We start from the raw sequence: 22,837 nt of genomic DNA on the forward strand, positions 1-22,837 counted from the left end.
CGAGCGAAGCTCCTGCATCACAGGGCCTTTTCCGCCCATCCGTAAACGGACTCAAGAGCCGCAGGAAGGGCAGCCGGGTTGGAGCCGCCGGCCATGGCGAAATCCGGCTTTCCGCCTCCCTTGCCCCCCACCTGCTCGGCCACGAAGCGGACCAGCTCGCCCGCCTTGAGGCCGCGCTTGACGATATCCGGGGTCATGCCGGCGCAGATCTGGAGTTTTTCGCCGTTCTTCGCAGCGAGAACCACCACGGCGCTCTTCAGCTTGTCGCGGACCTTGTCTGCCGTCTCGCGCAGCGAGCGGGCATCGGCGCCTTCAAGCGCCACGGCAAGGACCTGAACGCCCTTGACGACGCGGGCCCTGGAGGCAAGCTCGGCGCCGGCCTGGGTCGAAAGCTTCTCCTTGACAGTCTCAAGCTCTTTTTCGAGCCGGTGGATCTGATCAAAGCAGGAGTCGACCTTGGCGGGAATCTCCTCTTCCGGCACACCGCGGAAGCGCGACAGCACGTCGTTCACGAGCCGGGTCTTCTTCTGCAGCATGTGCAGCGCATTCAGGCCGGTCACCGCCTCAATGCGGCGCACGCCGGCCGAAATGCCGGATTCCGACACGATCTTGAAGCAGCCGATATCGCCCGTGCGGGCCACGTGAGTGCCTCCGCACAGCTCCTTGGAATTGCCGACGGTGACGACGCGGACTTCCTTGCCGTACTTCTCGCCAAAGAGCATGATCGCGCCGGTCTTCTTTGCGTCCTCGATGGACATGATCTCCGTCTTCGACGGGGTGTTCCCAAGGATTTCCCTGTTGACCAGGTCCTCAACCTCAGCGATCTGCTCTTCCGTGACGGGACGGTCATGGGTGAAGTCAAAGCGCGTAAACTCCGGCGTCACAAGGCTGCCCTTCTGGGAAACATGCTCGCCGCAAACCGACTTGAGAGCCTTGTCCATCAGGTGGGTCACGGAATGGTTGCGGGCGATGGCGGCGCGGCGCTCGGCGTCGACCTGCAGCTTGAAAACGTCGCCCACCCGGACCGAGCCTTCGGCCACGTGGGACACGTGCGCGTAGACGTTCGACTTGATGTGGAAGGTATCAAGGATCTTCACAAAGGTCGAGGCGTTCTCAGCCGTGCCGCTGTCGCCGACCTGGCCGCCCATCTCCGCATAGAAAGGCGTCTTGTCGAACACCAGCACCGCCTCGTCTCCGGCCTCGGCCACTTCGGCGGGCACGCCGTCCTTGTAGAGGGCGATCACCTTGGCACCCTCGGTGACAAGCTCGCTGTAGCCGTGGAATTCGTTGCCCTCGCCGTTGTAAATCAGGCCGGCTGCAATCTTGAACTTCCCGGCCGCGCGGGCCTTCGCCCTCTGCTCGTCCATGGCACGGTCAAAGGCATCCGTGTCGACGCGGATGCCGCGCTCGCGGCAGACATCGGCCGTGAGGTCCGCAGGGAAGCCGAAAGTATCATGCAGCTTGAAGACGACGTCTCCGTTGAGCACCCCGTTGGTGGTCTTGGAAATGGCGTCCTCGAGAATCTCCATGCCGTTGGCGAGAGTGAGGAAGAAGCGCTCCTCCTCGGCCTTGATCACCTGAGCGATTGAAGGCTTGTTGAGCTCCGGATAGACATCGCCCATCTCCTCGGCCAGAGGCTTGACGAGCGTGTAGAAAAACGGCTTGCGGGCACCGAGCTTGTAGCCATGACGGATGGCGCGGCGGCAGATGCGACGCAGCACGTAGGCGCGTCCCTCGTTGCCGGGAGTCACGCCGTCGGCGATAGCGAAGGCGCAGGCGCGAATATGGTCGGCGATCACCTTCAGGGACGGGGTTCCCGGGACGACGTTGACGGCTCCAGCAGCCTCCACGGCCGACTTGGCGGCCTTCATCAGGTTCTGGAACAGATCAATATCGTAGTTGGTCGGCACGTCCTGCAGGACCGAGGCGATGCGCTCCAGGCCCATGCCCGTGTCAATGTTGGGGTGGGGGAGGCGGTTCATCTTCCCGGAGGCGTCGCGGTTGAACTGCGTGAACACGAGGTTCCAGATCTCCAGCCAACGGTCGCCGTCCTCGTCGGGGCTCCCCGGAGGGCCGCCCTGAACCGAGGGACCGCGGTCAAAAAAGATCTCCGAGCAGGGACCGCAGGGGCCGGTGTCGCCCATCATCCAGAAATTGTCAGAAAGGTATTTGCCACCCTTGTTGTCGCCAATGCGGATGATGCGCTCAGCTGGAATTCCAATCTGCTTGTTCCAGATGTCGTAGGCCTCGTCGTCATCGATGTAGACCGTCACCCACAGCCTCTCGGGCGGGAGCTCGAGCACCTTGGTCAGAAACTCCCAGGCCCACGGAATCGCATCCTGCTTGAAATAGTCTCCGAAGCTGAAGTTGCCCAGCATCTCGAAGAACGTATGATGGCGGGCGGTGTATCCCACATTGTCAAGGTCATTGTGCTTGCCGCCGGCGCGGATGCACTTCTGGCTGGTCGTTGCCCGCGTGTAGCTGCGCTTTTCAATGCCGAGGTAGCAGTTCTTGAACTGGTTCATGCCGGCGTTGGTGAACAGCAGCGTCGGGTCATCCTCTGGAACGACCGGGCTGGAGGCGACAATGGTGTGCCCCTTGCTCTTAAAAAACTGAAGATAAGCGTTCCTTATCTCCGAAGCCTTCATGTATTTCATCAGATTGGTCCGTGAGGCCGGCGCCTCTGGCCTGTGAAGCCTGAGGCGGGCCGGAACAGTAAAAGGTTCAATCAAACCGGAATGATCCGGATACAGAGGATAGATTTTAACGCTCTGTGAAGAAGGGCAAAAAGTCCCTCCTCTCAAGACATACCCTTCGCTCCGCGATCCGGATCGGCGCAGCCCGTCTTCAGGCGATGGTCGAGTAGCCGCCCGCCCGGTCGGACTCCCGCAGATATTTGTCGAACTGCATGGCCACGGCGCGCACGAAGATCCTGCCCTTGGGCGTCACGACGATTCGATCCGGGTGCAGACTAACCAGCTCGTGCTTCTGGTAGGCGGCGAGATGCTTCAGCTCCCAAGCGAAGTGGCTGTCGAAGTCCACGCCAAATTTTTCCTCGACCTCGCTTTTTTTCACCTCGAACTGGCACATGATCTTCATGATGACCCAGTGCCTCAGCTCATCCTCGTCTGAAAGCCGGAAGCCCCTCATGGTCGCAAGCCTGCCGGCGTTGATGGCCGCATAGTAGCTCTCCGTATCCCGGGGATTGCAGGCATAGACGCGGCCCACCTTGGAGATGGAGGAAGCCCCCAGCGCCACCATGTCGCAGTCCGCGCGCGTCGAGTAGCCCTGGAAGTTGCGCTGCAGGGTGCCGTTCTTCTGCGCGACCGAGAGCTCGTCCGTTTCCTTGGCAAAATGGTCCATCCCGATGTAGCGGTAGCCGTTTGCCGTAAGCGTCCGGATGGCGTTGAACATGATCTCAACCTTTGTCTCGGTCGAAGGCAGGTCGGCGTTCCGAATCATGCGCTGGGGCTTGAATATGTTGGGCAGGTGCGCGTAGTGGTACAAGGCGATGCGGTCGGGCGAAAGCTCGATCACCTGCTCGATCGTCCGCGCAAAAGAAGCCTCGGTCTGCAGGGGCAGGCCGTAGATCAGATCCATGTTGATGGAGTGAAAGCCGTTGGCCCGGGCGGCCTGCATCGTGTCGCGGACAAGCTCGAAGGGCTGGATGCGGTTCACTGCCTTCTGAACCTCGGCATTGAGGTCCTGTACACCGAGGCTCATGCGGTTCAACCCGAGCTCGGCCATCTTGGCGATCTTGTCGGCCGGCGTCGAGCGGGGATCCGCTTCAATGGAAAACTCCCCGTCCTTCTGCAGCGGAAAGCGCTGCCTGATCATCGTCATGACCCGCTCGAGCTCGCCGTTGTCGAGGAACGTGGGCGAACCGCCTCCGAAATGCAGCTGCTCGATCTCACGGTCCCCGGTCAGGAACTTTCCCACCAAGTCCATCTCTTTCGCAAGGACGTCCAGGTACTGCGCCGCCCGGGCGTGATCCCGGGTCACAATCTTGTTGCAGCCGCAGTAGTAGCAGACATCGCTGCAGAATGGAATGTGTACGTACAGCGAGAGAGCCTTGCGGAGGGGTTCATCCTGGCGCGATTGAAGCGCCGCCTCGTAATCTTCGGGGCCAAACTCCCGGGTGAACCGATCCGCAGTCGGATAGGAAGTGTAGCGGGGGGCCGGGATATCAAACTTTTTCAGGAGGGCCAGATCGGGCAGTTCAACGTAGCTCGTTGCGGGGATACCCATATATGTTTTCTCCAAAAACATGACCTAGATTAAAGTTCCTGTTATTATTGCCGGCGAGAGCTTACTTATTGACAGACGTCAAAACCGCCCGTTCAATGCTCCCCGGCTCTCAAGCGTGTCCGGGTCATATATAGCATCTAAACTGGATGCATTGTACCGGCTGGGGCTTATTCGAACATTAGGGCCGCGTTAAATCAGCACCGGTCATAGGCATTTCTGGCTTTTTGAATGACGACCTCAAAGATCTCTTTATCCGCCCTGCGGGTGGCGTGCTCGAACTGCAACCTGAGGGAGCTCTGCCTGCCCCTTCGCCTCTCGCTCAAGGAAATCGAACGCATTGAGGACATGGTGTCCACCCGCAAGAGAATCAAGCGGGGGGAGGCCCTGTACAGGACGGGCGACCATTTCGACAACCTCTTTGCCATCAGGCTCGGGTTCCTGAAAAGCACCGTCATGTCCAGCGACGGACGCGAACAGGTCACGTCCTTTCACATGGCCGGGGAACTGGTAGGGCTCGACGGCATCGCAAGCGACGTCCATTCCTGCGACGTCATTGCCCTCGAGGATACGGAAGTCTGCGTCCTGCCCTATGAACGCATGCTGGAGATCACCACCTCCATGCGCTCCATGGGGCAGCACTTTCACAAGATTCTGTCGCGGGAAATCGTCCGGCAGCACGGCATCATGCTGCTGCTCGGATCCATGCACGCCGAGGAGCGCCTCGCCGCCTTTCTGCTGAACCTCTCCCAGAGGTTCGAATCAAGGGGCTACAGCCGCAGCGAATTCGTACTCCGCATGACCCGCGCTGAAATCGGATCCTATCTGGGCCTGAAGCTGGAGACCGTGAGCAGGGTCTTGTCGCGCTTTTCGCACGACGGGTTCATTCAGGTCAACCAAAAGCACGTTCAGATCCTGAACGCGACAGGGCTGCGCGCCATTGTTTCCGGCCAGCAGCCCCTTGACGGCGAAGAGCCCTTCGACGACGACATCAGACTCGACCCCTGAAAAAGGGGAAAGGCCCTGGGCGCCCGCGGCTAGCACCGCAGAACCACTTTCCTCACGGCCGGGTCGGTCACCTCGCAGCGCCGCGCGAGGCCGGGAGTCAGCCAGACGGTGCGGTAGTCGCTGCTCATCAGAGCCGCCTCTATGTCCGGCCTCCGGCGCAGCATCCCGAAAGCCTTCTTGCGGCCCATGGCAAAAAGGGCCGTGCACCAGGCATCCGCCTTGGCCCCGTCCCTGTCCGCAATGGTCACGGAAGAAAGATCCGTCTGCACTGGATAGCCGGTTTTCGGCGAGAGGATGTGCCCGTACTGCCTGCCATTGATGACGAGCTTGCGCTCATAGGCGCCCGAAGTGATGACTGACTCGTCCTCAGCGCTGAGGACGGCAAAGTAATCGTTGCGCTCCTCGGCGGGATGCTGCAGCCCGATTCTCCAGGGCCGCCCAGCCGGCGAGCTGCCGATCACAACAACGTTGCCGCCCAGATTGAAAAGAGCCTTCCTTGCTCCCAGCTCCTTGAGATAGAGCGCCATGCGAGTGCCGATATACCCCTTTGCGATTCCGCCCAGATCGATGTCCTGGCCGCGGCCGATCTGGACATAATCCTGCTCTCCGCGCCGGAACACCCGCACGCGGCGCCAGTCGACAAAGGACCTGGCGCGCAGGATCTCCTTGTCGGAGGGAACGGCTTTACCGCCGAATCCGATCTTCCAGACATCGACGAGCTTGCCGATGGTCGGCTCAAAGGCGGAATCCGATTCCTTCGCAACCTTGAGCGCCGCGGCTACCGCCTCCGCGGCCTCCTCCGGAACCGCCACCGGGCGACCCGACTGCCTGATCACCTCGATCATCGGGCTCGAGTCGCCGTGGACGGTCAGGATGTCGGCAAGCCTGTTCATTTCCTCGTCAGCCGCCTCGAGCCAGGCCGAGGCCTTGTCCTCCGTCGGAGCGTAAACCGTCAGACCGATCAGGGTCCCCATCGAAAAAGTGTTTTTCTCCGCCTGATAAAGCTGCGGCTCCCCGGATCCGGTTTCCGCAGCCGCTGCCGGCAGCACCGGAAGAGAGCAGGCCGCGAGCGACTTCAATAAGTTTCGACGGGTTAGCATGGGTTCTCCAGACATTAGAAAAGGGTGCGCGAACGCACCCTTTTCGAACTCCCGAGGGAGTTTACCTCTCCGGTCTTGCGACCAAAGAAATTACTTGGCCTGCTTCAGAGCAGCCTCAGCACCGGCCAGAATGCCCTTGGAGGACAGGGTGGCGCCGGAAACGGTGGCAACGCCCTTCGTGCCGTTGGCCTTGACGATGGCCGGGACAACGCCGGACTCAGCGCCCTTGAAGATCATCGGGGTTTCTTTCTGTTCAAGAACCTTGACGGCGGCAACCTTGCCACCCTTGACGGTCACCTGAACCTTGACAGGACCAGCCTTGCCCTGACCAACGCCAGTGTAGGTTCCGTCCTTGTAAGCAGCATTGGCACCAGCAGCGAGGAGAGCAGCAGCGGCCAGAACAATCAGCTTTTTCATGATGCTATTTCTTCCTATTGAAAAGTGAAGAGGCCCAAGCCTCCCAACGTGCTTGACAGCAAAGCACTCTTTTTTGAAGGCACTTCAGTCAAGTAGCGCTAATCATAATACGATCGCAGGCACTCTGCATTCAAACCTTTCCTTAAGCCGTTCCGGCTAATTCTTTAGGTCAAATGCGGCCGGCCTGCGGACGTTCAAAACTTTCCCTTGGAGTCCCTCAGCGTCACAGCCAGATTGAACACCGGGCGCCCGGGCGCATGAACCACGCGGTCGGCCACGAAATAGCCCGTCCTTTCAAACTGGAACTTGTCATCGCCGTGCGCCTGTGCAAGCGCAGGCTCGACGAAGCCCTTCAGAATCTGCTTGGCGTGCGGGTTTATGAGCGTGCGGTAATCCGCGTCTTCCGCTTCGGGGTGCTCCACCTCGAAAAGCCGGCCATAGATCCGGAACTCGGCCGGAACGCCCTGCTTCGCGTCGACCCAGTGGATCGTCGCCTTCGCCTTCACGGCCTCCGAACCGGCCGTGCCGCTCTTTGTTTCCGGAAAATACCGGGCATGGACCACGGTCACGCGGCCCGATTCGTCTTTCTCACAGGAGACGGGCTCGATGATGTAGGCGGCGCGCAGACGCACTTTTCGGGCCGGCGATCCGTCCTTGGGGAGCGTGAGGCGCTTGAAGCCCTTCGGCGGATCCAGCGCAAAATCGCTCTCCTCGATCCACAGCTCGCCCGAGAAGGGGACGTCCCTCTCCCCCATCTCCGGCTTTTTCGGGTGGTTGCTCGCCCGCACGAGCTCCGAGGCCCCCTGGGGATAATTGTCAATCACGAGCTTCAGCGGCCTGAGAACGGCCATGCGGCGGGGCGCCTTGTCGTCCAGGTCTTCGCGCAGGCTGTTTTCAAGAACGGAATAATCGATGGATCCGCCGGCTACGCGGGACACGCCGCATTTTTTGACGAAGTTGCGCACGGAGGCCGGAGTGTAGCCGCGGCGGCGAAGTCCCATCAGAGTGGGCATGCGGGGATCGTCCCAGCCGTCCACCAACCCTTCCTTCACCAGAGAAATGAGCTTTCTCTTGGAAAGAACCACGTTGGAGAGATTGAGACGGTTGAACTCATGCTGGTGCGACAGCAGGAAGAAGTTCGGCCGCACGACGTCGAGCGCATGCTGCAGAAGCGGCGTGAAAAGCTCCGTGCGCTCCAGCATCAGGGCAAACAAAGACCGGGCGTCTTCTGTGCCGCGGGTCGGAGACGTGCCGGCTTCGGCGTGCCTGTCGAGGATCGCAGCCGCCCGGCGCTCAGGCTCCGAGCTGCCGAGTTTCGCGCGGTTTGCCACGCAGGCGGCCAGAAATGCATCGGCCCGGTCATCGGACCCGCCGGCCATGGCCCGCAGCACCCGCCCCGCCTCTTCGAACTGCGGTGTGCGCAGCAGCGGCACGATTCGCTCCAGAGCCCAGTCATAGAAAGCGCGCTGGTCCTCGAACTCGAGCGTGCAGATGGAATGCGTGATGTTTTCGAGAGAGTCCTCGATCGGGTGCGCAAAGGTGTACATCGGATAGATGCACCATTCGTTGCCCGTCTCCTGATGCTCGGCAAAGCGGATGCGGTAGATCGCAGGATCGCGGAGGTTCACATTGGGGCTCGCCATGTCGATCTTCGCCCTGAGCACCATGCTGCCCTCGGGGTGCTTGCCTTCCTTCATCTCGCGAAACAGCCGCAGGCTTTCCTCCGGGGCCCTGTCGCGGAACGGCGAATTCCGCCCGGGCTCGGTGAGCGTGCCGCGGTTCTCCTTCATCTGCTCCTGAGTCTGCTCATCGACGTAGGCATAGCCGATGCGAATCAGATACTCGGCGAACTGGTTCATCCACTTGAAGTAAGAACTCGCGAAAAACAGATTGCTCCTACCGTTTTCCTCCCAGTCGAACCCCAGCCACTTCACCGACTCCTTGATGGACTCGACATATTCCGAGCTTTCCTTGCCGGGGTTGGTATCGTCGAAGCGAAGATGGCAGCACCCTCCGAATTTCCTAGCCAAGCCGAAGTTCAGGCAGATGCTCTTCGCATGCCCGATGTGCAGGTAACCGTTCGGCTCAGGTGGAAAGCGGGTGCGGATTCTTGCCGTGTCCTCCTGCCCCTTCTCCTGCTCGGAATACGGCGCGGGGTGTCCGCACCATTTTCTTGGAACCGTCGAACCGCGCGAAAGGTCCTCCTCTATGATCTTCTCAATGAAATTGGAGGCCTCAGCCGTTTCCACCGTTTTGTTGTCACCAGTATTGCTCATGACTGTCTGATCCCTTGGAGCAGGAGTGTTCAATGTAAAGTGTTTATTTTAGCGTCATCGGCTTCAGGATTCGGAACCGTGCCGGGCCCGCGGCTTTTGAGGGAACCGGGCAATGAGGCTGGAAGTGTCGAGCCTTCCTCCCCCGGCTTTCTGGATGTCTCCGTAGAACTGATCGACCAGCGCGGTGAGGGGCAGCGTCGAGCCGTTTCTCCTCGCCTCCTGCAGCGCGATTCCCAGATCTTTTCTCATCCAGTCTACCGCGAAGCCGAAGTCAAATCGCCTCTCGAGCATGGTTTTTCCCCTGGCGGACATCTGCCAGGATCCGGCGGCCCCCCGTTCGATGACGGGCAGCACCTTTTCCATATCAAGCCCGGCGTTCTCCCCGAAGGCGAGCGCCTCGGAAAGCCCCTGAACTACGCCGGCAATGCAGATCTGGTTCACCATCTTGGCAAGCTGCCCGCTGCCAGCCCTGCCAAGGTGCGTCACCGCGCAGGCAAAGGCACGGGCGACGGGCTCGCCCTTTTCGAAGGCTTCATCCGATCCCCCGCACATCACGGTCAGAGTTCCCTGCTGAGCGCCGGACTCGCCCCCGGAAACCGGGGCGTCGACAAACAGCAGGCCCCGCTTCGTCGCCTCAGCGGAAAGCTCCCGGGCGAGAAGGGCGGAGTCCGTGGTGTCATCCCACAGCACGGCTCCCTGCTTCATCGAGGCGAAAACCCCGTCGTCTCCGTACACCACGGAGCGCACGTCATCGTCGTTGCCGACGCAGAGAAAAACGACGTCCGCTCCCGCTGCCGCCTCGGCCGGGGTCGCAGCCATTTGACCGCCGAACTCCTGCACCCAGCGCCTCGCCTTCGAGGCCGTCCGGTTGTAAACCGTCACGATGTGTCCGGCACGGCGCAGGTGGCCGGCCATCGGGTAGCCCATCACCCCAAGGCCGATGAAAGCGGCCCTCCGGGGCGTCACAGACTCATAGTTCCTGTCTTTCATTTTCCCGCTGTCCTCCTTTTACGCCTTCTTCTGAAAGAATCTGCCTGAGGGCATCGCGCCTCGGCCACTGCCGGAGCTGTGCCACGATGTCCTCTCCCCGCCCCTCGAGGCTTTCCTCCAGAGCCTGCACCTCGGACTCGAACCGCGGCAGGTTCGATTTCATCTTCTGCCTCACGAACGCCTTCCACCTGCTCTGCTCCTCCGCGTTGAGGTACTCGGGATTGTTGCGCGCCCGATAGCGCAGAAGCAGCTCGTAGTAAACCGGCTTCTCAAAAATGACCCGGCCCGAATGAACCCTCTGCTCGAGCTCTCCCGGCGAAAGGTTCTGCAGGGACTTCAGCATGCCCTTGTCCCGGTCCGAGGGGAATCCGGATGAATAAAGCGCCACGTCGGCGTCTTCGGGCTCGGCCTCGGCCCCGCCGCGGGCCGGGAAAGCTCTGGAAAACAGGTCGCTTGCCAGCCTTAGCCGCTCTGCCGTGAACCAAGAGGCGTTCTTCTGAATCTGACTGAAATCCCAGCCGAACTCTTCTGCGCGCCGCGGGCCGAGCACATGGACGGCCGAGCAGACAAAGGGATGATGGTTGACCGCGAGCCTGTAAATCGGCAGCGGCGAGACTCCCTCGGGAAGATCCGCCGTTTTCCTGAAGGTCCTCTGCCGGATGCTCTCCGGGGTCTGATCCAGAAGTTCGGCCGGGTCACGTGACAAATCCCAGAGATAGACCAAGTTGGGATTCACGCTGTCGGCTCCGATCTGCCTCACAAACCGAAGATAGCCCCTGTCCTGCCTCTGGTGCGGGTCAAGCCACAGCACGGCCGGATGATTGATCTGTGCGATGACCTTCCGCTTCGTCTGATTTTCAAACGCCCAGCTCCAGAATCTCGGGTTCCGGCTTCGAATGAACCGCGCGAGCTCAATGGTGGCGTTCACGTCCGAGAGCGCATCGTGGGCCTTCTCGTGTCCGAGCCCGTTCGCCCGGCTCAGGCACTCGAGCTTGAAGCAGAACGCATCCGGATTTTTAGGTTCCGGCAGCTTCAGCAGCCGCTTTTCATTCAACCAGCCGATGCATTCACTCCACCGCGGCCAGTTCACCCCTTCCGGCCGCAACGCCCAGTATGCGAGAACGAGCGGGTAGAGGTCCCAGCGCCCGCAGTCATTGTTAAACTCCCGTTCATAGGGCGGCAGGAGGTTTCTCCACAAGAGAAACCGGGTCACCTCGTCGTCGAATGCAAGGCTGTTGTAGCCGATGCCCACCGTGCCCTGAGCTCCGAGGCGCCGCAAAACCTCCCTTGCGAAAAGTCCTTCGGGCAGCCCGTGTCTCTCGCAGTACTGGGGCAGAATCCCCGTGAGCGCGCAGCTCTGCGGCGAAGGCAGCATGTCGAGTCCCGGACGGCAGTAAAACACCTCCCCCCCGTCGACGGGATTGAGCTCCAGATCCGTTCTGCGCCCTGCAAACTGGGCGGGGAGGGCCTCCCCGCGCCTCAGTCCGAAAGTCTCGTAATCAAACCAGTAAAAAGAGTCCGGCATGGCCGCTTCCCTCCGCCCGAGCCGTCAGGCGATGATGACGTCAAACTGCTCCTGGGTGTACTCAGGCTCCACAAGCAGGGACACGGGCTTTCCAATAAACTCGTGTAGTAGCTCAAGCGCCTGCGACTCGCTGTCAAGGAACATGTCGATCACTGACTGGGAGGCGAGGATCTTGAACTCCTTCGCATCCTTGTACTGGCGCCATTCGCGCACGACTTCGCGCATGATTTCATAGCACACGGTGCGCGCCGTCTTGATCTCGCCGCGGCCTCCGCACACCGGGCAGGGCTCGCAGACCATGTGGGCGAGGCTCTCACGGATGCGCTTACGGGTCATCTCCACCAGCCCGAGCTCCGTGAAATTACTGAGCGTCATGCGGGTACGGTCGCGTGCGATACCGCGGCGCAACTCAGCGAGCACTGCCTCGCGGTGCTCATCGCTGTCCATGTCGATGAAGTCGATGATGATGATGCCGCCCAGGTTTCTCAGCCGGAGCTGCCGTGCAATGGTCTGCGCGGCCTCCAGATTCGTCTTGAAGACCGTATCCCCGAAATCCTTTTTACCCACGTAGCCGCCGGTGTTGACGTCTATGGTGGTCATGGCCTCCGTCTGATCGAACACCAGGTACCCGCCGGACTTCAGGTCGACTCGCCGGCGAAGCGCCTTCTCGATTTCCTCGTCAACCTTGAACTTTTCGAAAAGCGAGGCGTCGCCGCGGTAAAGCCGCAGCCTGCCGGCCGCCGCCGGCACAAAGGTCTCAGCGAAGCTGCGCAGCGACTGATACATGTCCTGTGAGTCCACGTAGATCGCCTGCGTTTCGGCATGCACCATGTCGCGCAGCACGCGCTGCGCGAGCGACAGATCCTGGTACAGAAGGGACGGGGCAGGCTGGTGCGAGGCGCTGTAGCGGATCTTCTCCCAGAGCAGCTTCAGATACCTCATGTCGTTGCGGAACTCCTCTTCGGTCACCCCCTCTTCCGCGGAGGTGCGGACGATGTAGCCCCCCTTCTCGTCCTTCGGCCTCATGGCGGCGACCTGCTCGCGCAGCCGCTCCCTCAGCTCAGGGTCGTCTATTCTCTGGGACACTCCAATGTGGGGCTCCTTCGGCAGATAAACCAGCTTCCTGCCGGCAAGAGACACCGTCGTGGTAAGCCTTGCGCCCTTGGTGCCGATGGGATCCTTCGCCACCTGCACCATGACGGCATCGCCCTCGTGGAGAACCCTCTCGATGGGCAGCACGGCATCGGACCGGTGCGCCTCCTCAATGTCGGCCACATGGAGAAACGCCGTACGCTCCAGCCCTATGTTGATGAACGCGGACTGCATTCCCGGCAGGACGCGCACCACCCGGCCCAGATATACATTGCCCACAAGCCCCCTCGAAACCTCACGCTCCAGATGGATTTCCTCCAGAATGCCATCGGAGAGAATCGCGGCGCGGGTCTCCCTCGGGGAATAATTGATCAAGACTTCTTCCAAAGCGCTACCTTTTATCTCCAATCCCCGGCACGAACCCGAACAGCCCCTGGCAGTCCGCGCCTGGCCGATTGATTAATATCCGTGTAATCTGCCAGTCATTTTAAAAACAAAAGCGCCGGAACCCAACCCGCGTCCGGCCCGCCCGGGAGCAGAAGCCCTTTATGTACGACCAATACGAAACACTGCTGAAGCACGTTTTTGACAACGGCGTGGAGAAAACCGACAGAACCGGCACGGGAACCATTTCCGTCTTCGGCTACCAGATGCGCTTCCCCCTCTCCGAGGGCTTTCCCCTTGTGACGACCAAAAAGCTGCACCTGCGCTCCATTATCTACGAGCTGCTCTGGTTCCTCAACGGCGACACCAACATCAAATATCTTCACGACAACCGCGTGACAATCTGGGACGAATGGGCAGACGCCCAGGGCAACCTCGGGCCCATCTATGGCGCGCAGTGGCGAAGCTGGAGAGCCGCCTCGGGGGAGAAAATCGACCAGATCGCCGAACTCATCGAACAGATCAAAACCCACCCGGACAGCAGGCGGCTGATCGTCTGCGCCTGGAATGTCGGAGAAATCCGGCGCATGGCCCTTCCGCCCTGCCACTGCCTTTTCCAGTTCTACGTTGCCGACGAAAAGCTATCCTGCCAGCTCTACCAGAGATCCTGCGACATCTTTCTCGGGGTTCCGTTCAACATCGCAAGCTACAGCCTGCTCACCCATATGGTGGCGCAGCAGTGCGGCCTGCAGCCCGGCGACTTTATCTGGACCGGGGGCGACTGCCACATCTACCTCAACCACCTCGAGCAGGTGCGCGAGCAGCTCTCAAGGAGCCCGCGGCGCTACCCCACCCTCAGGATTCTGAGAAAGCCGAAGGACATCTTCTCCTACCGCTACGAGGACTTCGCCTTCGAAGGCTACAACCCCTGGCCCGCAATCAAGGCGCCCATTGCAGTCTGAGCGGCGGCCCACCCCTTGGGCCAGCGTCAGCACTCCACGATGCAGACCGCGAGGCCGCCCGTGCTCGTCTCCTTGTATTTATTGCACATGTCGCGGCCGGTCTCGAGCATGGTCCTGATGGCCTCGTCCAGTGAAACATAGTGGCGGCCCGTGCCGTGCAGCGCGAGTCTGGAGGCAGACACCGCCTGCACCGCGGCCATGGCGTTTCTTTCGATGCAGGGAATCTGGACCTGTCCTGCCACGGGATCGCAGGTGAGGCCAAGGTTGTGCTCAATGCCGATTTCAGCGGCGTTCTCGATCTGGTAAGCCGTGCCGCCCAGCACTGCGGTAAGCCCCGCGGCGGCCATGGAGCAGGCGACGCCGACCTCGCCCTGGCAGCCCACTTCGGCCCCGGAAATCGACCCGTTCGTCTTGAAGAGGATCCCGATGGCGCCGGCCGTCAGAAGAAAATCCCGCACGCCCTCGGGAGTCGCCCCCGGCGTAAAGCGCGAGTAGTATTCCAAAACAGCCGGGAGAACGCCGGCGGAGCCGTTTGTCGGCGCAGTCACGATGCGCCCCCCGGCCGCGTTCTCCTCACCGGTCGCAAAGGCAAACGCCTGCACCCAGTCGAGGGCCGCCAAGGGGTCGGAGCCTGCGGGCTGCTGCTCCAGCCTGCGCTTCATTGAGGCCGCGCGCCTTGCCACGTGCCATGGTCCGGGCAGCTCGCCGTCGCGGCTGAAGCCGCGCTCGATGCACTCACGCATGACCTCCCAGATGTGATCCAGCCCGGCGTCGATTTCAGCATCCGTGCGCCAGGCTCTCTCGTAGCTGCGGACTATTTCCGGCAGGCTCTTTTTGTCCCGGTCGGAGTACACCATCAGATCCGACATGTGGCGGAAGCGGTAGGGCAGCGCCGCCGTGCGGAAGGATGCCGGAACTTCAACGGAATCCGGATTGCCTTCCACGCCGGCGGCCACGAAGCCGCCGCCCACGGAGTAATAACGCCTCTCGTAGAGGAGCCGGCCGTCTCCGGCGTAGGCCTCCGCATTGAGCGCGTTCGTATGGAATCTGCAGATCTTCTCCGGGCTGAAGGCAATGTCACGCGACCAGAGGAAGGGTATTTCCTTTTTTCCGGCCAGAAGGAGCGTCCCGCCGGAGCGCACCCGAGCAATCTCCGCAGAAGCCGCCTCCACATCAACCGTCTCCGGTTCCCGGCCCATCAGCCCCAGAACGAAAGCCGTGTCCGTGGAGTGTCCGACGCCGGTCGCACCCAGACTGCCCATGAATTCCACCCGGACGCGGGCCGTCTTTTCGAGCAGTCCTTTTTGCACGAGCGAGTTGACGAACAGCCTGGCCGCCCTCATCGGCCCGACCGTGTGCGAAGAAGACGGGCCGATTCCAACGCGGAATATGTCAAACACACTGATGGCCATGATGCCCCCCGATTCAAAATCCGCAGCGAAGAACCCGGGCAGGGAAGCTTTTCTGACCGACCGTGACCAAAGCGGCCGCGCCCGGAGCGGTTCCCGCTGGCAGAAGCGCCAGGGCTAGAACGCCTTGGGGCGTGAGGGCCCAGGTCGTGGCAAGCCCGCCCTCCTGACTGTTGCCCTCGATGGTAATTTCAGGGGATTGCGCCAGTTCGTCCGCGCTCAGCCCGCAGTTCACGGCCAGAAGCCCCAACCGGCACCGCGCGCCGGCCCTGCCCCTCGCCTCGGCTAGGGCCCGGCCGATGAACATGCGCGACGGATCGCTGAAGTCCACGCAGTCCTCAAAGCCGCATTCCAGCGGCGAGGAGGACTCGTCGTAGTCTTCGCCCGGAGCTGCCTCGCAGTGCAGGGCCCGGGCGCACCGCCAGACTTCGTCCGAAGCCTGGACAGCCCCCTGAGCCTCGAGCCGGCTGCGAAATTCACGGCATTCGGCGGCTTCGCCCTCCAGAAGGTAAAAATCCGGAAAGCCCGCGACCTTAAGCGAACGGTATCCGCCAACCCCTGCCCAGGCGCCGTCCCGCGGAGGCTCGGCGCCCGCCCGGCGAAGCGCTTCCCCGGCCTGCCTGCCCCCGAGCCAGCAAGCTTCTCGACCCTGCAGCCTTTCCACTTCGGCGTCAAAGGCCACCGCAACCTGCCCCATCCAGGCCTGGCCCGAGCCCGCCTCTTCGGGAGGGAACACCAGCAGCCACTGATTCTTGCCAGCGAGCACCCTCGCCTCAAGCATGACGCCGCCCGAAGCGTTGAGAAGCGCCGACCGGAACGCCTCGCCGGAGGCGAACTTGTCCGCATCTGCGGAAAGGAGCCTGCGCAGGAGCTTCCTGCCCTCCTCGCCCTGCGTCAGGGCAAAGCCGGCTCCGGCAAAATCCCTGATGAAGGCCCCGGGCAGCACCTCGGCCTCAATATCCCGAGAAGCCTTGAAGATGAATCCGTCTTTTTGTTCCGTACCCTGCCCACTGACTGTCACTTTTGACTCCCCCGCCGCGGCGCCGGCGCCTGAGAAAGGAACCCCTCAGCCTGCGGCTGCGGCCACGCCGATGCCGTCTTTGAACTGGATATTGTACAAATGAGCATAAAGACCGCCCAGAGCCAGAAGCTGTTCGTGGGTTCCGGTTTCGCAGATCCTGCCCTTGTCGAGCACGACGATCCGGTCCGCGTCGCGGATGGTCGAGAGCCGGTGAGCCACCACAAAGACGGTGCGGCCGCCCATCAGCCGCTCAAGCGAGGACTCGATGTATTTCTCACTGTCCGTGTCGAGCGCGCTTGTCGCCTCATCGAGAAGCAGGATGGGTGCGTTCTTGAGCAGTGCACGCGCTATGGAAATCCTCTGCCTCTGCCCTCCGGAGAGCTTGGAGCCGGCCTCTCCGACCCTCGTGAGAAGCCCTTCGGGAAGCTCCTCGATCAGATCCGTGAGAAAGGCCGCCTGAGCCGCCCTCCGGATTTCATCCATCGACGCATCGGGTCTGCCGTAGGCGATGTTGGCTGCGATCGTGTCATCGAAGATGACCACTTCCTGGCTCACCAGGGCAATCTGGCTGCGAAGCGACCGCAACGTGTAGTCCCTCACGTCCACGCCGTCGATCAGGATGCTACCCGAGTCAGGCTCCCAGAAGCGGGGAATCAGGTTGATCACCGTCGATTTTCCCGCCCCGGAGGGCCCCACAAGGGCAATCTTCTCCCCGGGCTTCACCTTCAGGGAGAAGTCCTCAAGGGCGCCCCTGGCCTCTGGGCCGTAACGCAGACTGACGCCCCGGAATTCGATATCGCCCCGGCAGGAAGACAGCTGCCTGCTGCCGGTCTCCCGCTCGAGAGGTTCCGAGAGCATGTCAAAAATAGAGTCGGCCGCCGCGCCCATTTTGGCGAGCGAACCGTTGAGGCCCGAGAGATGCCGGATCGCAGGCATCAGCAGAAGCAGGGCCGCCAGATAGGTCGTGAACTGCCCCATCGTGAGCCTTCCGGCCTGCGCCTGCAGCAGCGCGACCACCAGAACCACCGCAACAGCCCCCATCGTCACGAGCTGTATGAGCGGGGTGCCCGCGCCCGCCACCTTCTGTTGCATCAGGTTGAGGCGCTTGAATTTCTCGCTTACGGCGGAAAACTTCCTTTTCTCGAATTCCTGGGCGCCGTAGATCTTGACGACCTTGTGCGCGTCAAAAAGCTGGAAGAGCGAGGCTGACATTTCCCCGATTGTGCCCTGCATCATCTTGGTGTACTGGCGCATGCGGCGGCTGACCCAGCGGAGAATGACGGCGATGAGCGGGGCCATCACAAGCGTGACCGCCGTGAGCTTCCAGTCCTGATAGATCAGCAGGCACATCAGGGCTGCAATCTGCAGCACATCGCGGATGATCAGGGTGAGCAGCCCCGAGGCACCCGAAAGCGCGTTGGAGGCTTCATAGAGGAACTTCGAAATGATTTTCCCGGTGGAATATTTCTGGAAAACGCTCTCCGGCCAGTAGAGCACGTTGCCGATCATCATTTCCCGCAAATCGATCATGACCGACTGGGACACGGCCTGCAGGCAGTAGCCGCTCAGGAAGGTGGAACTCCCATGCAGCAGGGCTATTCCCAGAAGAGCAGCGGGCGCCCAGTAGATGACGTTCGGATTGTGGTCGTAGAACCCCATGTCCGTGAGCTTTCCGAGAAGCATGGCAATAATCGAAGATGTCCCGGCCGTCACGGCGAGAGCGGCCGCGGCGGCGTAGATCCACTTTCGGTAAGGAAGCATCATTTTGAGGAGCCTCAGGATGTTGGGATCGCGGATGCTTCTCTTCGGGAGTATTTTTTTTGCCATGCTTTTTCAGGCGGGAGTGTGGGTGGACGCTTTTTGTAAACGGGCGCAGCCGCTATCATATCCTTACCTGACTTTCTGCATCCCCTAAACTGCGTTTTCCGCATCATTCCCGCTCGCAATGAAAATGCCCAAGACCGTCCTCTGCCGCCTGCCTAACCACGTGGGCGACTGCGTCATGACACTCCCGGCCCTCCGGCTGCTGGCCGACAGCGGCTTTACTCCCTGCCTGACCGGCAAACGCTTCGCCGAGGACCTGATGCTGGGCATGGGCTGGCGCTTCGATCCCATCGAAGGCCATGTGACGGAAGATTTTTCAAGGATCAGAGAGCTCGCCCGCGATTTAGGCGGTCATCCCTGCGGGCTGCTCTTTCCTAATTCCCTCGGCTCGGCCCTGCTCTTTTGGATCGGCGGAGTCAGGTCGGCGGGCTTTCCCACCGACGGCCGGAGGCTCTTTCTTGACCGGCCTGTGCCAGAGCCCGGGCGGATGCACGAAGTCGAGCGCTTCTTCACCGTGGCGCGCGAGGCCATCGAAGCCTGGGGCGGCTCCCCGGCAAGGAGCGCGCCCGAACCCGAGCTCGGGCTGAAGCTGCTCGCCCGGCACCGTGCGGCGGCGCGCAACATTCTCAGGGACCACGCCGTCAAGCAGCCCTACATCCTGCTCGCTCCGACGGCGCGCGGCAAGCACAAGGGAAAGAACAAATGCTGGCCGCACTTCAACGAGCTTGCAGAATTTCTCCGCGCACTGGGCTACACGCCTCTCATCCTGCCCTCCCCGAGCGAGAAAGAGGACGCGCGGCGGGCCTGCCCCTCGGCGACCATCCTGCCGCCCACGACCCTGGGCAACTACGCGGCGCTGTGCGAGCGCTCCGCTCTCGTCGTGGCCAATGACTCCGGGATCAGCCACGTGGCCGCCGGCGTCGGCGCCAGGCAGGTCACGCTGATCGGAGTAACCGACCGGGACCGCACCGGCCCGTGGAACCCGCGGGCCACTGTGCTCGGAACCAACGGAGCCTGGCCCGAAAAAGAGGAAGTTTTCGAAAAAATCAAGGAACTGCTCGACATCTGAGAGAGCTTAAAAACATGCAGCCTGCGTTCGTCCACCTTCGGTTTCACTCGGAGTACTCCATTACCGACGGCATCGTCCGGCTCAGCCCCGCCGTGAACAAAATGAAGGAGTGGGGCATCGGCGCCTTCGGACTGACCGACCTGATGAACATGTTCGGCAGCGTCCGCTTTTACGAACAATGCCATAAAGCGGGAATCAAGCCCATTCTGGGCAGCGACCTGTGGATCACCAACGACGAGGACCGGCAGCATCCCTTCCGACTCACGGTCTACTGCATGAACCACGACGGGTACCACTCGCTTTGCGTGCTGCTGACCCGCGCCTGGCTTGAAAACCAGGTCGTCAAGGGAAGGGGCGAGGTGCGCGGCGAATGGCTTCAGGGCGACGGCAGCAAAGGCCTCATCGCCCTGTCAGGGGGACCGGATGGAGAAGTCCAGAGTTTTTTTTCCCGCGGCAAGCCCGAGCGCGCAAGAGAGGCGGCTCTTCGGCTCGCCGGCTACTTCCCGGACCGCTTCTACCTTGACCTGCAGAGGGCAGGACGCCCGGGAGACGAGGCGGGAGTGCGCTTTCTCTGCGCCCTGGCAGCGCAAGAGGGGCTGCCCGTAGTGGCGACTCATCCCGTGCAGTTCATGGAAGCGAAGGACTTTATAGCCCACGAGGTGCGCGTCTGCATCGCCGAAGGCTACACGCTTGCCGATCCCCGCAGGCCCAGGCTCTTCACAGAAGATCAGTACCTGAAGTCTCCGCAGGAGATGATTGAGCTCTTCCGCGACATTCCAAGCGCCGTGGCCAACACCGTTGAAATCGCCAAGCGTTGCAACGTCGACGGCATCCTGAGCAAGCCCCAGCTGCCCCTCTTCGAAACCCCGGAGGGGATGACTCTGGACGACTACATCGACAAGCTCGCCCACGAGGGCCTCAGGGAAAGGCTCGAATTCCTGTATCCGGACGAGCAGACCCTCAAGAAAGAATCTCCGCGCTATCTGCAACGGCTGGAATACGAACTCGGGATCATCAAGAAAATGAAGTTCCCGGGATACTTCCTCATCGTGCAGGAATTCATCAACTGGTCCAAGAATCACGGCGTGCCGGTCGGCCCGGGCCGCGGCTCCGGCGCCGGCTCGCTCGTGGCCTATTCGCTGCGCATCACGGATATCGACCCGCTGCACTATAACCTGCTCTTCGAGCGGTTCCTGAATCCGGAGCGCGTCTCAATGCCGGACTTCGACGTCGATTTCTGCCAGTGGAACCGCGACAAGACCATTCAGCACGTGAAGGAGAAGTACGGGGCAAGCGCCGTGAGCCAGATCGCGACCTTCGGCGCGATGAAGGCGAAGGCGATCGTGCGCGACGTCGGACGCGTGCTCGGAATGCCCTACGGCAAGGTCGACGACCTGGCCAAGCTCATCCCTGCGCCTCCCGGACAGGACGTCACGCTCGAAAGCGCCAAACAGATGGAGCCGGATTTTGCCGCTGCCATCGCAGGCGATGAGCAGTACCAGGAGCTCATGAAGCTCGCAATGCCGTTGGAGGGCATCACCCGGAATCTGGGCATGCATGCCGGCGGGGTGCTGATCGCCCCGGGGCCGCTCACGAACTTCTGCCCGCTGTACAACCAGGACGGCGCGCCGGAGAACACCATCAGCCAGTTTGACAAGCACGACGTCGAAAACGTCGGACTTGTGAAATTCGACTTTCTCGGCCTCACGACGCTCACGATCATCAACAAATGCGTCGAGTACATCAACAAGCTGCACCCTGAGACCCGGTTCGACCTGCGCAGGATTCCGACCGACGACCCCGATACCCTCAGGCTGTTCCAGGAGGGCAACACCACCGCCGTCTTCCAGTTTGAATCGCCGGGCATGAGGCAGCTGCTGCGTCAGGCGCATCCGGACCGCATTGAGGACCTCGTCGCCTTGAACGCGCTCTATCGTCCCGGTCCGATGGAGATGATTCCGACCTACCTCGCTCGCAAGTCAGGCCGCGAGCCGGTCACCTACCTCGACGACCGCATGAGCTCCGTGCTGCAGGAAACCTACGGCATCATGGTCTACCAGGAGCAGGTGATGCAGGTCGCGCAGGTGATCGGCGGCTATACCCTGGGCGGAGCCGACCTTCTCCGGCGGGCGATGGGCAAGAAGCTCAAGCAGGAGATGGTCCGGCACCGGGCCATCTTCGTGGCAGGCGCGGCCAAGAACAACGTCAGCGAAAAGGTCGCAAACGAAATCTTCGACTTAATGGCGAAGTTCGCTGGCTACGGCTTCAACAAGTCGCACGCCGTCGCCTACAGCTACGTTGCCTACCAGACGGCGTACCTGAAGGCGCACCACACCGCCGCCTTCATGGCGGCCAACATGTGCCTGATCCTCACGGAGTCGGCCAAAATCCACTCCTTCATCGAGGATTTGAAGCTCTGGGGCATCAGGGTGCTTCCCCCCGACATCAACAAGAGCGACTGGTTCTTCACCGTGCCCGATGAAAAGACCGTCCGCTACGGACTGGGCGGCATAAAGGGCGTCGGCGAAGCCTTCATCAACTCGATGATGAAGGAGCGGGAGGAAAACGGCCCCTTCAAGGACCTCTTCAGCTTCTGCTCGCGCCTGAAGGCGCGCGACAGCGCGGGCATGTCCCGGCGGGCCCTCGAGGCGCTCATCAAGGCCGGTGCGTTCGACTCCGTCGACAGGGACCGAGCGAAACTGTTCGGCAACCTGACCCAGGCAATGAAGGCGGCCGCGGACATGGTCGAATTCTCCGGACAGGGCAGCCTTTTCGGCGATGCAAGCGGTGCAGAGGCGATCGTCAACTGGGTTCCCGCCGAGCCTTGGAGCAAGCACGAGGAACTGCTCAATGAAAAGGAGTTCATCGGTTTTTGCCTCACAGGCCACCTTTTCGATGAATGCCGCAGCGAAATCCGCCGCTTCTTCCCGACGACGATCCAGAAAGTCAATGCCGGTGGCAAAGGCTCCGCCCCCAAGGGCAAGGATGCGTACCGCAGAAGGGCGACCGTGAAAATCGCAGGCGTCGTCACGAACATCCGCCAGATTATGGGGAAAAGCGGCAAGATGGGTGCCGTCACTCTTGACGACGGCACCGGATCCATTGAGGCGCTCTGCTTTTCAAAAGTCTGGGATCAGTTCCGGGATGCCTTCAGGACCGATGAAATCGCGATCGTGAGCGGCTTCTCGCGCTGGGACGAAAAAAACGAAGCCGTCTCCTTCGTTGTGGACTCAGCCACGGACATGCCCCGTTTCAGAGCCGAGCACCTGGCCTCTCTGTCGGTCTCACTCACCGAGGGGGCCGACCTTGACGGACTCGAGAGCCTTTTGAAAGAATCGGAGCAGAAGTCTTCCGGCTGCCCCGTCCTGTTTGAAATCAGCGCGGGCGGCAGCGTCGGCCAGATGGCCGTCTCCAGGCCTCAGCTGGTGTCGGCCGAGCAGTCGATCCTCGACAGGATCGCCCACGTGCACGGCGTTGAAAAAGTCTTTTTCAGTTATTTGAACGAGCAGTGAGCT

At 61.4% G+C, this 22,837-nt stretch carries 15 protein-coding genes; 4 read left to right on the forward strand and 11 right to left on the reverse strand.

Annotation, left to right across the window (positions count from 1 at the left end):
* Positions 1 to 17: 17 nt before the first annotated feature.
* Together alaS and hemN are read right to left on the reverse strand one after the other, a co-directional pair.
* Positions 18 to 2,648, reverse strand: coding sequence for an alanine--tRNA ligase (alaS, locus tag MAF45_RS09275; RefSeq protein WP_237979940.1), 2,631 nt, complete (start codon positions 2,646 to 2,648; stop codon positions 18 to 20).
* A gap of 199 nt (positions 2,649 to 2,847) precedes the next feature.
* Positions 2,848 to 4,248, reverse strand: a complete 1,401-nt coding sequence (gene hemN, locus MAF45_RS09280) for an oxygen-independent coproporphyrinogen III oxidase (protein ID WP_237979814.1) — start codon at positions 4,246 to 4,248, stop codon at positions 2,848 to 2,850.
* 228 nt (positions 4,249 to 4,476) lie between these two features.
* Here hemN and fnr point away from each other — a divergent pair, with 228 nt between their 5' ends.
* Positions 4,477 to 5,253 carry a fumarate/nitrate reduction transcriptional regulator Fnr gene (gene fnr, locus MAF45_RS09285; protein WP_237979816.1) on the forward strand — a complete coding sequence of 259 codons (777 nt, stop codon included), beginning with the start codon at positions 4,477 to 4,479 and terminating at the stop codon, positions 5,251 to 5,253.
* A gap of 29 nt (positions 5,254 to 5,282) precedes the next feature.
* Here fnr and MAF45_RS09290 read toward each other — a convergent pair whose 3' ends face one another.
* From MAF45_RS09290 to rng, 6 genes are all read right to left on the reverse strand, one after another.
* Positions 5,283 to 6,353 (reverse strand): FAD:protein FMN transferase, encoded by a 1,071-nt coding sequence (locus tag MAF45_RS09290; protein ID WP_237979828.1) that lies wholly within the window; start codon positions 6,351 to 6,353, stop codon positions 5,283 to 5,285.
* A gap of 90 nt (positions 6,354 to 6,443) precedes the next feature.
* Complete coding sequence (locus tag MAF45_RS09295; RefSeq protein ID WP_237979842.1) at positions 6,444 to 6,770, reverse strand: FMN-binding protein; 327 nt, start codon at positions 6,768 to 6,770, stop codon at positions 6,444 to 6,446.
* Between the two features lie 194 nt (positions 6,771 to 6,964).
* Positions 6,965 to 9,046 (reverse strand): glutamine--tRNA ligase, encoded by a 2,082-nt coding sequence (locus MAF45_RS09300; RefSeq protein WP_237979844.1) that lies wholly within the window; start codon positions 9,044 to 9,046, stop codon positions 6,965 to 6,967.
* 63 nt (positions 9,047 to 9,109) lie between these two features.
* Entirely contained in the window at positions 9,110 to 10,036 is a 927-nt protein-coding gene (locus MAF45_RS09305; protein ID WP_237979846.1) for an NAD(P)-dependent oxidoreductase, read from the reverse strand.
* Positions 10,017 to 11,561 carry an exodeoxyribonuclease I gene (sbcB, locus tag MAF45_RS09310; protein ID WP_237979849.1) on the reverse strand — a complete coding sequence of 515 codons (1,545 nt, stop codon included), beginning with the start codon at positions 11,559 to 11,561 and terminating at the stop codon, positions 10,017 to 10,019. The genes MAF45_RS09305 and sbcB overlap by 20 nt, the downstream gene beginning before the upstream one ends.
* Positions 11,562 to 11,585: 24 nt before the next feature.
* Positions 11,586 to 13,040, reverse strand: a complete 1,455-nt coding sequence (rng, locus tag MAF45_RS09315; RefSeq protein WP_237979851.1) for a ribonuclease G — start codon at positions 13,038 to 13,040, stop codon at positions 11,586 to 11,588.
* 161 nt (positions 13,041 to 13,201) lie between these two features.
* On the opposite strand from rng, the gene MAF45_RS09320 reads away from it, so the two are divergent.
* Positions 13,202 to 13,999, forward strand: a complete 798-nt coding sequence (locus MAF45_RS09320) for a thymidylate synthase (RefSeq protein ID WP_237979853.1) — start codon at positions 13,202 to 13,204, stop codon at positions 13,997 to 13,999.
* 26 nt (positions 14,000 to 14,025) lie between these two features.
* Here the strand turns inward: MAF45_RS09320 and MAF45_RS09325 are convergent, their stop codons facing one another.
* Genes MAF45_RS09325 through msbA form a run of 3 tightly spaced genes read right to left on the reverse strand, consistent with a single transcriptional unit; the run spans position 14,026 to position 18,256 of the window.
* Positions 14,026 to 15,411 (reverse strand): L-serine ammonia-lyase, encoded by a 1,386-nt coding sequence (locus MAF45_RS09325; protein ID WP_237979863.1) that lies wholly within the window; start codon positions 15,409 to 15,411, stop codon positions 14,026 to 14,028.
* Positions 15,412 to 15,424: 13 nt separating this feature from the next.
* Positions 15,425 to 16,429 (reverse strand): aminomethyltransferase family protein, encoded by a 1,005-nt coding sequence (locus MAF45_RS09330; RefSeq protein WP_237979865.1) that lies wholly within the window; start codon positions 16,427 to 16,429, stop codon positions 15,425 to 15,427.
* A gap of 45 nt (positions 16,430 to 16,474) precedes the next feature.
* A complete protein-coding gene (msbA, locus tag MAF45_RS09335) occupies positions 16,475 to 18,256 on the reverse strand; it encodes a lipid A export permease/ATP-binding protein MsbA (RefSeq protein ID WP_237979867.1) in 1,782 nt (593 codons plus the stop codon).
* A gap of 124 nt (positions 18,257 to 18,380) precedes the next feature.
* Here msbA and MAF45_RS09340 point away from each other — a divergent pair, with 124 nt between their 5' ends.
* Positions 18,381 to 19,322 carry a glycosyltransferase family 9 protein gene (locus MAF45_RS09340; protein ID WP_237979869.1) on the forward strand — a complete coding sequence of 314 codons (942 nt, stop codon included), beginning with the start codon at positions 18,381 to 18,383 and terminating at the stop codon, positions 19,320 to 19,322.
* Positions 19,323 to 19,336: 14 nt separating this feature from the next.
* Complete coding sequence (dnaE, locus tag MAF45_RS09345) at positions 19,337 to 22,834, forward strand: DNA polymerase III subunit alpha (RefSeq protein ID WP_237979871.1); 3,498 nt, start codon at positions 19,337 to 19,339, stop codon at positions 22,832 to 22,834.
* Positions 22,835 to 22,837 lie beyond the last annotated feature (3 nt).

Source organism: Mesosutterella porci, from assembly GCF_022134585.1.
In the GTDB taxonomy this organism is placed as follows: Bacteria; Pseudomonadota; Gammaproteobacteria; order Burkholderiales; family Burkholderiaceae_F; genus Mesosutterella; species Mesosutterella porci.